Genomic DNA, 13,692 nt, shown 5'->3' with positions numbered 1-13,692 from the left:
AATCTATAGGCTTAAAATTTCATTTCTTCTTTCCAATAACTCTAATACATCATAATAATGCTTTAAAATTTCTCCTCGCTCCCATTTATGCTTTTGATTAGTTTCTTTATACATAATTAGCTGTTTTGCAGGTAAACTTTCCTTGTAATATTTTCCTGTCTCGTCAGCTTTTCCTTTTGGAGATTCATCGTTCATTTTAGAATTTCCACTTTTACTAACCAAACATAAATTACCTAAACAGTCCAAAACATCTATATTAGATTCATTTCTATAGGATTGTGGTAAATGGTGCTCTACTGAGTTTCTATATTTAAATTCAAAACTATAATTGCTTTGATTTTCTGTCCAGTATAAATAATCTATAAAATTAAAAAGAAAGTGAGGTGTACTTGTTCCTTTATTATAATGAGGCTCTTTTACAACTTCATCATAATTTCTATTCTCGTTAAACGTATTAATCACCAAAGTATTTAATTTCTTTAAGAATTCTTTAGACTCTATTTCTAAATCTTCTGCATCACCAAACCAACTTAAAATCTCTTGTAAATAATTTTTATACTTCTTTGTTCTAAAGGTTACTTGCAACATGGAGAGACATTTAATAATAGACTCTTGCAAATCTTTAAACGTGTTTTCGTATTGTAACTTTTTAGTTTTTTTCTTTTCGTAATAATACATTTTAGGTTTCTGTAAAACCCATTTTGTATTGTCTTCAGATTTTTCATCTTCTATAACGGTTACTATAAATCGGTCAAAAACAACTCTGTAAAACAAAAGCTTATTAATAAACTTTAACGCATCTATTTCGTCTTCTAAACCTTCAAACCGTTTTAATAATTCATCACCATTTAATGGAATGTCTTTAACTTCTGAAAAATACAGTTTTAAAACGTGCATTAAAAAATTAGGGAAATCAATAATAGCTTCAAAATCTTCTTTCTTATCTACATCTTTGCTTTCCTCTATGTCTAAAATAGATGCTCCAGATAAAATTTGATGGATACTTAAGAAAGTGTCTTTATAATCATCTTCATTGATGTCTTCATCAGCTTTAAAATGATAACTATTAAAATTCTCTCCAAAAAAATGAGCTCTATCTTTTTTAAATAATCGTTGTATTGGTTTATTCATTTGTGAACAAGCATCCCATATTTTTGCAAATTGAGCAGTACCGCTTTTATTGTCTTTAATCTTGTCTAAAAGCCTTGCTTTTACTATTTCATGTTCTTCTAATTGCTCTCCCCTATTATTCATCACTTCAAAATAATGAGCTACATCAATATCTGAAGGTATTTCTACTTTTACTAACTGTACTTGGTTAAAAAAATATTCTTTAAAACCTGTTATACCATCTTCTTTTAAGAAATCTATAAATCGCAGTGTTTCATTTGGTTCTTTTACTTTTAAATCTACTGTTTCTATATACTCAATAGCTTCATTAAAGTGTGATACTAAATGATTGGTAGTTGTAGTTGCGACTTCTCCTCTTTGGTAATAGGTGCTTAGAAAGCTTTCTACTTCTGGTCTAGAATCGTATTGTAACTTAGAGGTATGTAAACTAGAATCTAGTTTCTTAGCTATTAATGAGAGTGTTGTTAGTCTTTGCTGACCATCTATAACTTCAAAATCTCCATTTTTTCTTTTTAAAACGACTAGTGTACCAATAAAATAAAATCCTTTTGGGTTTTTACTATAGTTCTCGTAAATATCTCTAAGTAATAGGTGTATTTCATCATCTGCCCAAGCATAGTTTCTTTGATATAAAGGCACCACATAATTAGATTGAAATATTTCGCGAATACTCTTATTTAAATATTTTACTTCCATTAGTTATCAAGATTGAATTTTGATAAATCTATTTCACTTTTACCTGAGCTTATTTTAACTCCAAAATCTAAAAAGAAACGAATAATTACATCTTCTTCTTTAGTACAGATAATATCCCTTTTTGCAATCTCATTTAGCGTTCTTAATTCAAAATAGTTTTTACTTTGTTCTATGATAGTAAAAATTTCCATCTCTGATGGATACTTCGCTACCGCAGCATATTTTACTTGTTGTTTTTCTAGACGTAAACGATACACAACGGCATACAATTCTTTATGATACTTGTTTACACCATCTTCTCCGTATTTATCAAAAAGTAATATAACAAGCGATTTATAAAGCTCTTTTAAGTACTGGTCTCCTGTTCTATAACTTTTTGGATAATTGCAATGCACCTCATAAAAGCCTTTAAATTCTTTTAAGAAAGAAACTTCTTCATTATGGATAAAAAGTTGCTTGTATATTTCTACATAAGACTCTATGTAATCAAAAAAAGACTTCCCGTTTAAAATGGGCTGATTTATAGATACAAAATCATTAACGTTAGCTAAGTGTTTTTGGTTAAAACGAGATTTCATTCCTTTAACCTGAACTTGTAAACCATTAAAATAATTTAGCGCAACGGAGTGAAGTAGATTACTATTATGAAACGGATATTCCATTTCTTCTTTTGACCTAATGGTGTGCCCTTTAAACTCGTCTATAGTATCTTTGCTGAAATCAAAAGCAGCTTGCTTTTTACTCCAAATTCTTGTTCTATACAATTGCTCATTAAAGAGCTGCTTTAAAATATCTTGTGGTGTGGCTTTAGTGTTTAATGGGTCTATAACAAAACGCGTCGCATTTTCCCATCTTCGGTCGCTATTCATTTTATCTGCATTGGTAGCTTGTTCATCTTCCATTGCTCTAATATGATAGGCTTTTAAAAGATTATAAGGTTCCAATGTTTTACCACGACTATTTTGAGAATCGAACATTTGAAAAGATTCTGAAAGTTTTGTTACTCTCACCTCTACAAACTCGCAGAATTTAGTAATATAGTTTAGAAAGTCTGCTTTTTCCTGCGCTACATTTTCTTGTAACCAATAGGTTATAAATTCGTTATTGGTACGAATGCATTTTTCAGAATCGCTATGGTTAAATTTTAGTTTTTTAGATAAAGCTATAGCTTCTGGAGAGTCTAACTGGCATAAAATTAAAAGTAATGTTGTAATACGTTGTTGCCCATCAATAATTTTAAAGCCATCATCTTTATTCTTTAAATTTTCAAATAAAATAACACTACCAATTCTATAAGCACTTTTTACTTGTTTCCAACTACCATAAATATCTTCTAATAATTGTGCGACATTTTTAGGCTTCCAACGATAAGGTCTTTGATACACTGGTATTTGTAAATTTTGACTCAATACAGCATTTACCTTTTTTATTTCTGCCTGTATTATTTTTTCTTTTACTTTCAAATTATAGCAGTTTTACATTATTTAATAATAGTCAAAATCATGTGTTTTATTTGATTAAGCTGGTAGTATAGAAATCTTATTATCTTTAATTCTACTTATTATAATATTCATATCACTTAGACAATTTTGAATAGCTATTAATAATTGATCTAAATTTTCAAATCTATCAGACACTAACATGAAGCAAACAAGAAACGCCTTAGAACTGTTTCTGTTCATTAGGTTTAATCTGGTTTCCCTTGCAAGATTGCAAATTTCTAATTGATCACGTACTTCTATTAATAATTCATCCATATTTCTCTTAATTTAACTATACTACATAGCGACCATTTAACATATACTAGTTGGTGAAACGTCTGGTAAAAATATCTGTATGGTTTTTGGTCTAGACATAAGTTCTTTTTATTATAATTAAAAATAGATACTACTATTTATCATTGCTTTAACTAAGACAATTTTCCAATTATTCATACCATCTCTAGCTTCAATTTTTGAATAATGGTTTTCAATAAATCTTTGAAGTTCTATATCATCAATAATTGAATCTCTACAACTTGAAATTAGTATATCTAATTCTGAAATAACTTCGTCAGAATCTTCCCTGAAACGTTGTAACAAATTCAATTTATCATAATGACTCTCTATAACTTTAAACAGGTTTAAATCAATATGCGACATATTTTTCAATTCAAATATAAATTCTGTCTTCGATACTATATTAACAAATAAATATTGCGCCGAAGGAATAATATCAGAGTATAGATTAAGAAACAATAAGTTTTGGTCATCTTTCCATTTCTCCTTCTTTTTCGAATTGCAAGTAGAACAACATGGAATTAGATTTATTGGATTAACTGAAAACTCAGGAAACTCATCCTTAGGAATATAATGATCTAATGATGCTACCTTTTCTATTGTACAATTAGGACAGTTGTTTATTCTTTGATTAAACTCGTTAGTTGTTAACTCTATTTTTAGATTAATTATTGATTTTCTTTGGGAAGAATAAAGCTTTAAAAGATTTATTTTATCCTCTCCATCAAAGCCATGAGCAGAAATAGCAAATAAATTATTATTATCAAATTTAAGCTTATAGTCAGCATATTTAGTGGTTATAATATGCTCATTTTGAATTAAATTATTTTTAATATCCTCTTTATTAAGACTATCATTCACTAAACTTTTATGAAAAGTTAAAGCATCTCCAGGGAAGCACTTTATATTCTTCATAATAACTTACTTTTAAGATAAATTTTAGCATTCAAACTTAAAGGGAGGTTATCATTTTCAAGTTTTTCTAATATAGTTTCGTAATTGTAATACCTTTCAATCATCTTATCAAGTATCACTTTGTACTGTTTATTTATCTCGCTATTAGAAAAAATATCTTCAGTTAATACCGTTAAATTCTCTCCAAAACTCTCAACTCCAATTTTTCTTAAAATTGGAGTATTACTTTCTTTTTCCATAACATAAACGTTTTTACCAAATATGCTTTGAATTATTATTGGAGAATGTGTTGTAATTAAACAATAAGAATCAAATGACTCAACCAATTCATATATTGAACTTATAAGTTGAGAAATCGCATTTGGGTGCAAATGGGTTTCAGGTTCATCAAATAATATTAAGGAGTCATATCTAATATTAGCGATTATTTTAGTCATTATTTCTAACATAATGCTTTGTCCAGAACTTAATTTATCTACAATATGAATCAAATTAGCTTCATTTATCTCAATACCTTGATCACTATTATAACCTGATAAAAACTCGTTAATAATAAAAGCATCTTCTATAACATCTTCGTCAATAAACTTTGATAACACATCTTTCCATTTCTTAACCCTTTTATGATATGTTATTTTTTTACAAGCTTCAATAAGTTTTTGATTCTTCTCTGCTTTTGAAGGAAGAGTTTTATCATCATTCAACAAGCCACAAAATACATAGTTAAAATCTATTTTTTCATTAGGTTTTTTAAAACTATCAAACACACTATAAGAGACAGCTATAATTTTACTAAATATTGGTTTATGAGGTATAAAAGCTTCGGCTTTAGACTCAGATATATCTATGGGTAAATTTGTTATTAATTGAGTCTTTCCTGCACCATTTTTACCTATAATTGCAAAAATTCTATCTGAAAATTCTAAAGTATCATTAAATTCTAAATCAATCTCAACAGGAGTAGATGCATAGTTAGGTGTAAAAGTGTAGATGAAATTGTATTTATTTTCAAGACTTATTCCTTGTAAAATTAACTTAATATTTCTTGAAAGCTGTTCTGCCTCATCTCCTCTTGTTAAAGAATCCCTATATATAGTGTTAGAGGAAAATTTATCATTTATTTCAACAAAATAGGCAGCATCCTTTAAGGCAAATAAAACACTTGCTAATTTGGTGTTAAATATTCTTTGAAGGTTTTCATAGTATTCCTGTTCCTGACCTAACGAACAGAAAGAATCATTTAAAGATGTAAATTGTTTTTCAATTACTTCTCTTGTTTTATCGCTTTCTCCATTTGTTATTTTTACATCTCCAATTTTTTCAACTTCTTGGGAATTTATGTAGTAAAATAATCTAAACGTAGTTTCACTTCCATAATCATCCCAATCATTAGTTTTTAAATAAAAATATGGGTATTCATTAGTATGGCTATGACTACCTACTATAAATGGAATTGAATTTTCTAAAACATTAATTTTATCATTTTTCTTACTTTCTCGTAAAGTATAAATAGGTAAATCTTCTTTATAATCTGAAACAGCTAAAGTATAATTGATACTTGATAATTCAGAATTAATTACAGATACATAAAATTCTATTTCCTGTAAATCGTTCCTAAAATCTGGATGAACTACAGTTTCTAAAAACTTAGTAAAATCTTCGTCTTTTTCTAATAATTTAAAATAATCTATAAAGGTTTGTTCAAAAGTCCAATCTTCAGGGTTGTTAACTAAATGTTGTACAGCATCATCATAAGCATTATCCCATCTATCATCAGGAGATACTCTTGGAAGTGCTTTTAAGTCCCAAATATTATTTAAAAAATTTATAACTCCATTATACCATCCATCGTCTTTAGCGTTAAAAGCATTAGGATAATTATTTATTTTTCTAAAAAGTTTTGACTTTAACTCTTTTGTGTATTTCATCATTATTAATCCTAAATTTCTACTTTACGCTCTTTGCCCTCAAAAACCTCACGCAAAACACTCTGCATCAACATCTCACTATATTCTTGGCTTTGTTGTACTTCATGCTCTAAAGTATCACACAAACCCATTAAAGCATTTACTTTTTCTACAATGGCTTTTTGTTCTTCTATTGGTGGAAGTGAAACAACAAATTGTCTAATTAATGATAAGTTTAAGTTACCTTGAGAAACACCTTTTCCATAAGTGTTTTTTGAAGAATATTGTCTTCCTTCAGGTGAGTTTAACCACATTACAATATAATTAGGCTCTAATTTGTTTGGAAACATTTTCAATAATCCAACACTTACATAAATAGCAAATTCTAAATCTTGGTCAATTAATGTAGCTTCTCCAATTCCAGCTCCAACTCGGGTAAGTAAAATGTCGTTTAATTCTGGTTTTCTATTTCTTCTATAACCTTCAAAATCCTCCTCAGAAACAAATCGATGCTTTTCTGGCATAAACTTAAAAGGCTTTACATTTTTAGCTGAAAGAAACATTCTCCCTTCTTCAGTATATTTTGGTGTTTGATGCGTACCATCTGTAATATATTGACATAGTTCAATCATTCTACACCAAACCCAACCTTCAGGTAACTCATAAGGAATTTCCTCTTTAGTAATTTTTGGTAAGGCTTTTTCCTTTTTTATTTTTTTATCTTTTATAAGTTGTGCTTTCTCTTCTTGTAGGCGTTTTAAGAGTTGGCTTGCATCTTCAGTATCTGGATTGTTTACTCTCCAATCTGCAGTTAACTTTCCTTGTACTGCTAATTGCAAAACCGTTTCTCGTAACTTTTTAATGTTTGTAGTTTCATTAAAGAAACTTTTAAAATGGTCTTGTAAAAAAGTCCATTCTTGGTTAGCGTTATTGGTAGTGAGTTGGTGTAATGCAGATGTTACAAAGTCCTCTTTTAAATTAATACGCTCAACGGTTAATTGCTCTAATTGTTCTACTTCTTTAAAAAGGGTTTCTACTACTTTTACGATTTCTTTTTGTTCTTCTAGTGGAGGAAAAGAAAATTCCATAGATTTTACAGTACCAGTTCCAAGTTCCGTTTGTTTTGTACTACCTGTTACTCTTCCAACAACTAACTCTTGAATTAATGGACTTGCTGTAAAAATCCATAAATATTCAGTAATAATGAAGTTTTTAAAACCTCTAACTACTGTAACATGAGAGTCTGCGACAACTTTTTCATAATTGGTTCCTGGATATGATATTACTCTCCCAATAGTACCATCGCCAGTAGAGTTCCATAACAAATCCCCTTTTTGTAAAAATCTTTCTTCAACATATTTTTCAAGTGATTCTTCTGTTATAAATCTAGCTCTAGAAATATCAAAACCAGACCATTGTACACATTTTTGAGATATAACAGGAATCTTAGGTATCTCTGTATATTTTGGAGATTTACCTCTTTGAATATACTCACAAATATCGTTCAATCTACACCAAACCCAACTGTCAGGTAATTCATAAGGAATTTCATCTTTACTTATTTTAGGTAATGATTTTTCCTTTTTTATTTTTTTCTCTTTAATTAATTTAGTTCTTTCCTTTTTTATTTCCTTTAATAATTCATTAGCAGGTTCAATATCTGGATTTTCTTTTCTCCAATTTGCAGTCAATTTCCCTTGAATTGCCAATTGCAAAATCAATCCTTTTAATTCTTTGGCATTTTTAGGACGAATGGTTAATTCTTTAAAGTGTTGTAGTAATTTCATATGGTGATGAGATTGCTTCGTCCCTCGCAATGACGGACGCGTGCAATGACGTTTATTTTAAAGCTTCGGTTAATACATTAATAATTTCGTCTTGTATGCTAGAAATTTTTTGTTCCGTAGTTCTAAATTTTTCTAAAATCACTTCTGGGCTTTCTAAGTTATCTACTTCTTGGTGTGGGTTTTTAATATCTAGATTGTAATTACGCTTTTTAATATCTTCAATAGATACTTTCCAAGCGTATTCATTCTCTACACGTTTGTTCCACCATTTTTTTTCTACATCAAACTCTTTAATATTAATAGGTTTAGTTTTGTTATAGCTTTTTGCTCCTTTTGGGTATTGGTGTTCGTAATACCAAACGTCTTTGGTAGGTGTGCCTTTTTCAAAAAACAACAAGTTAGTTTTAATACTTGTATAAGGGTTAAAAACGCCATTAGGTAAACGAACAATAGTATGTAAGTTACATTTGTCTAACAACTCTTCTTTTAGGCGTGTTTTCATCCCTTCGCCAAACAAAGTTCCATCTGGTAATACAATAGCACAACGTCCTTTATCTTTTAAGAGCTTAATAATTAAGGCTAAAAATAAATCGGCTGTTTCTTTGGTTCTAAATTTTTTAGGGAAGTTGGTTTCTGTACCATCTTCTTCTACACCTCCAAAAGGCGGATTAGAGAGTATAATATCTAGCTTGTCTTTGGCTCCCCAATCTGCATAGGGTTTGCTTAGTAAATTATCTCTACGCACTACTGGTAAATCGAAACCATGTAGCATTAAATTGGTGGTACATAATAAATGTGGCAATGGTTTTTTCTCAATACCACGTATCGATTTTTGTAATACGTCTCTTTGGGTATAATCTTTTACTTGATTTCTAACATGGTCAATCGTACAAGTTAAAAAACCACCTGTACCACATGCAGGATCTAATACGCTTTCGCCTAATTGCGGATTAATAATATCTACCATAAACTGCGTTACGGCTCTTGGTGTGTAATACTCACCAGAAGAACCTGCAGATTGTAGGTCTTTTAATATGGTTTCATAAAGATCGTTAAATACGTGACTTTCTTTAGAGTCGTTAAAATCTATTTGGTTAATCACGTTTATGACTTGACGGAAGAGTGTTCCGTTTTTCATAAAGTTATACGTGTCATCAAAAACCGAACGTATAATTTTAGCTTGTGGGCTTAGTGTAATATCTAGTTCTTTTAACGCAGGAAAAAGTTCAGTTTCTATAAACTCCATTAAAGCATCGCCTGTTAAACCTTCATCATCTGCTGCCCAATTTTGCCATTTTAAGTGTTCTGGAATTGGCGATTGGTAATCGTCTATGGTAATTTCCCATTCTTCTTCTTTATCGGCAAATATTTTCATAAAAAGCATCCACACCATTTGCGAGATACGTTGTGCATCTCCATCTACTCCTGTGTCTTTACGCATAATATCGCGTATGCCTTTTATGTTTGTTGTTATGTTACTCATTTTTATTTTTTAGAAAGGAGTTGCAAAAATGCAATACCTCTTTTAGTTATTTTATATTGTTGTTTAGAGCTTTTTGGAGTTTCAGGAATTGTCCAAGCTATTAAATCTGACTCTTTAAGTTGATTTATGATTTGATAGAGTTGTCCTGATATACTTTTCTGACCTAAAGCTAGTGCTATTTCTTTGGTGGCACTTGTTTTAACTGCGACTATTTGTAATGTTTTAGAATATAAACTCTCCTGCTGCAACTCCTGCTGTAACTCCTGCTGTAACTCCTGCTGTAACTCCTGCTGTAACTCCTGCTGTAACTCTAGCTGTGACTCTAGTTGTGACTGATAATTTTTCTTAACAAAAGACACTCTAAAAGCCATTCCTGGTTCTTTCCAAGCTAATTCTATATCTGGATATTCTTTTAAATTATCTGCTATTAATTGCAAACCGTTTCCCCATTGCTCAATAATACCTAAGCGCTTAAAAACAGGTGCCAGCACTTTGTTTCTAACATCTGATTGGCCTGCATCCATTTCGTTAAAATCAACCGTAGGTAATAATTTTCCTGGACTGGTAATTTCTAATTTGTCATCAAAAATAGCAATTTTAATATCTTTTCCTGTAAGCGAATAATCTCTATGTATAACTGCATTTCTAATCACTTCTCTAATGGCTATAATAGGATATTCCCAACGATCGTTTCTATAAACACCTTCATAATCTTCTGTTCCTTGTGAAATATGACGTAGTACAAATTGGTACGCTTGCTCTGGTTGTAAAGCGATACTTGTCTTAATTGTTTTTTGATCTATAAAAGTTCCAGGAATACTGCCTTTAAATCGTGCACATTCTACTTTAGCATTAGGGAAAATTTGATTTCGAACTTTATCTTCGGACAATAATATTAAAGCATTAGTTGGTAATGTTTGACCTTGTTCTTCTTTTACAAGTTCTAGTTTTTTAAATATTTGAGGCGATAATATTTCGTTTGTTTTTTCTTTAAACACCTTTTCAAAACTATCAATATCTAAATCTTCATAGTTTTTATTGAAGTATAATTCGGAATCAAAAGAAATATGCTGTCCTTGTCTTTCTAATTCTTGAATAATTTCGGTACTAGCCAATCTATTTGAAGAACCCACTCTAATAAACGTTCCTTTTTCTTTTCCTTTAGACGTTATAAAATAAGGAGGTTTACTACCTTTATGGATATACACTCTAATAATATGCTTACCGTTCTCTTCTATAAAAGTGATTTCTGGTAAAACAGTTGGTGTACATTGGTCGTTTACAATATTACTAATTTGATTTTCAATAATATCTAGCTGATTATAGGCTAAACCTAAAATATTTCTTGGGTTATTTTTTATTCCAATATATAACTCGCCTCCTGCATCGTTAGCAAAAGAAACTATAGTTTTTGCTAAATCGGCATTCGTTGGCATAATCTCTTTAAATTCAAGACGCCTACCTTCTGGTTGTTGTATTTTGGTTTGAATACTCAATTACGCTATATTATATATTTCGTTTTCTAATTCTTTAATCGCTTGGTCAAAATCTTTCTTTTTACCAAAAGCTCTTACCAATTCTACAGGAGAACCCATTTGGCTTAAAGGCTGTACTTTTAATACAGAACCTTGTTCTATGGATGTAATGCCTTCTTTTTCGTATTTATCTAATAGACTATTTAAAACCTTTTGTGCGGTTTCGCTGTATTTAGTAAAGTAGTTGCGTTTACGTACGTTGTTTGCGCGTTCTTGTCGCGTTAATGCAGGTTGATCGAATGCAATATGACATATTAAATCGAAATCGTCTAAATCTAAACCAACATCTTCACGAAGTGCTTCTAATAAAACACCGTGTTCTGCCAATTCTTTTATTAATTCTTCTTTCTTTTCGGAATCATTCCATTTTTGAATAAAATCATCCAATGACGAAAACTCTTTTTCAATATTTTTTTTAGAATAATCTTTTAAAGATTCTGTAATCAGCTTACCATCTTTACCGTAATACTGAACACGCTCATGAACAACAGATACAGGAATATCGTTAACATAAAACTTTTTAATTTCATCTTCTCCTTTTAGACCTATATCCGGAGGTGTTGGTGGAAAATCACCCGGATCCCCTTTGGTTTCTGTACCCTCTGTTGCTGGTACTATTTCATCTGGTGGCACCACTGGATCATCTGGTTCTGGTTCATAAATTTGAACAGGATCACCATCAAAATCAGGTCTTGCAAATATATTTGTTGCTTTTCTAAAATCCATAATAGTGAAGAAGACTTTGCCTTCTGCTTCACGAATACGAGTACCACGACCAATAATTTGTTTAAATTCCGTAACCGATTGTATGTTAGATTCTAAAACAATAAACTTCACCATTTTGGTATCTATACCCGTAGTCAGCATTTTAGAAGTTGTTGCTATTACAGGAAAACGTTCTTCTACATCTGTAAAATTATCAAGCTCCTGTTTACCTACTTCATCATCACCCGTTATCTTAACACAGTAATTCCAATGTTTAGCTACTAAGTCTGCATTTTCATTTATTAATGCTTGTCGCATTCTGTTTGCGTGGTCAATATCTGTACAAAAAACAATAGTTTTAGCAAAACGGTCTGTTGCTTTAAGATATTCTGTAATTTTTTTTGCTACAACTTCTGTACGTTCATCTATCGCTAATGTTCTATCGTAATCTTTCAGGTTATAAATACGGTCTTTTACTTCATTACCATACTTATCTATTAACCCTGCAGTAGGTCGCCAACCGTCATCTACGCTTGTAGTAATCCTAACTACTTTATAAGGTGCCAAGAAGCTATCATCAATACCTTGTTTTAAAGAGTAATTATAAACCGGTTCTCCAAAATAGTCCATATTAGAAACATCCTTAGTTTCTTTAGGTGTTGCTGTTAGACCGATTTGAGTAGCTCCTTTAAAATAATCTAAAACTGCTCGCCAAGCAGAAGCTTCAGAAGCGCTACCCCTATGGCACTCATCAATAACAATTAAATCGAAAAAATCTGGACTAAATTCTTTGTATGCATTTTTATCTTCATCTGTACTTGTAAGACCTTGATAAAGTGCAAAATATATTTGGTAGGATTTATCAATCTTTCGGTTTTTAATAATATGCATGATATCATTACCGAAAGGCGAGAAATCTCCATTTTTAGTTTGTGTAAGTAACGCATTTCTATCTGCAAGAAATAAGATGCGTTTCTTTACGCCTGTTTTCCACAAACGCCAAATAATATTAAAAGCAGTATAGGTTTTACCAGTACCAGTTGCCATTACCAAGATAATTCTATCTTGACCTTTGGCTACAGCCTCCAATGTTCTGTTAACGGCGTTTTGTTGGTAGTATCTAGGCGTCATTCCGCTATCATCAGCGTAATAATCATTCTCAACTATTTCTTTTGCTTCTGGAGTTTCAATATTTGTAAACTTTAAATATTTCTGCCATAAAGTTTCAGGTGATGGAAAATTATCTAATGACAACTCTTCTTCTAAAATTGCGTCTGTTCTTGTTTTATCATGGAAAACAAAAGAACTTCCATTGGAAGTAAACACAAACGGAATTTGTAGAATTTCGGAATACTCTAAGGCTTGCTGCATGCCATGACCAACTGCTTTTTTATTGTCTTTAGCTTCAATAATTGCAATTGGAATATTAGACTTATAATATAGAATGTAATCCGCTCGTTTGTTTCTTCCTCTTGTATATAAATTTCCTTGAACTATAATTCTACCATCTGTAAAAGAAACTTCTTCTCTTACTTAGGTTCTCATGTTCCACCCTGCTTTTTCTATTGCTGGATTTATAAACTTGGAGCAAATATCTCTTTCTGAAAGATTTTTTTTGTTCATATTACTATTCGTAAAAATAAGTAAAGCTCTAAAGATATCTATTTACTAGAAATACCATATCATTAGTTACAACCAAATATCATAAAAAGAAATAACACCCCTATGTGGAAAACCGCAGTATGGCAAATAATT

General features: G+C 30.6%; 7 protein-coding genes and 1 pseudogene. All 8 read right to left on the bottom strand.

Annotation, left to right across the window (positions count from 1 at the left end; translation table 11 throughout):
• Nucleotides 1-3: 3 nt before the first annotated feature.
• Nucleotides 4-1,827, bottom strand: coding sequence for a DUF262 domain-containing protein (locus CELAL_RS18010; protein WP_013552322.1), 1,824 nt, complete (start codon nt 1,825-1,827; stop codon nt 4-6).
• Nucleotides 1,827-3,290: a DUF262 domain-containing protein gene (locus CELAL_RS18005; RefSeq protein WP_013552321.1), complete on the bottom strand. Its 1,464-nt coding sequence runs from the start codon at nt 3,288-3,290 to the stop codon at nt 1,827-1,829. Before CELAL_RS18005 ends, CELAL_RS18010 begins: the two co-directional genes overlap by 1 nt.
• A 411-nt stretch (nt 3,291-3,701) precedes the next feature.
• On the bottom strand, nt 3,702-4,520 hold the full coding sequence (locus CELAL_RS17995; protein ID WP_013552319.1) for a hypothetical protein: 819 nt from the start codon (nt 4,518-4,520) through the stop codon (nt 3,702-3,704).
• The gene (locus CELAL_RS17990; RefSeq protein WP_083807807.1) at nt 4,517-6,451 is read right to left on the bottom strand and encodes an AbiJ-related protein; all 1,935 of its coding nucleotides are present in this window, start codon (nt 6,449-6,451) and stop codon (nt 4,517-4,519) included. The genes CELAL_RS17995 and CELAL_RS17990 overlap by 4 nt, the downstream gene beginning before the upstream one ends.
• Before the next feature lie 8 nt (nt 6,452-6,459).
• Nucleotides 6,460-8,214 carry a restriction endonuclease subunit S gene (locus tag CELAL_RS17985; RefSeq protein ID WP_013552317.1) on the bottom strand — a complete coding sequence of 585 codons (1,755 nt, stop codon included), beginning with the start codon at nt 8,212-8,214 and terminating at the stop codon, nt 6,460-6,462.
• 52 nt (nt 8,215-8,266) lie between these two features.
• Nucleotides 8,267-9,697 (bottom strand): class I SAM-dependent DNA methyltransferase, encoded by a 1,431-nt coding sequence (locus tag CELAL_RS17980; protein WP_013552316.1) that lies wholly within the window; start codon nt 9,695-9,697, stop codon nt 8,267-8,269.
• A 2-nt stretch (nt 9,698-9,699) separates the two neighbouring features.
• The gene (locus CELAL_RS17975; RefSeq protein WP_013552315.1) at nt 9,700-11,193 is read right to left on the bottom strand and encodes an ATP-binding protein; all 1,494 of its coding nucleotides are present in this window, start codon (nt 11,191-11,193) and stop codon (nt 9,700-9,702) included.
• Nucleotides 11,194-13,560 (bottom strand): annotated as a pseudogene (hsdR, locus tag CELAL_RS22890) (EcoAI/FtnUII family type I restriction enzme subunit R).
• Nucleotides 13,561-13,692 lie beyond the last annotated feature (132 nt).

This window comes from Cellulophaga algicola DSM 14237, from assembly GCF_000186265.1.
GTDB classification, from domain to species: Bacteria; Bacteroidota; Bacteroidia; order Flavobacteriales; family Flavobacteriaceae; genus Cellulophaga; species Cellulophaga algicola.
This window is presented reverse-complemented; position numbering and strand designations above follow the sequence as displayed.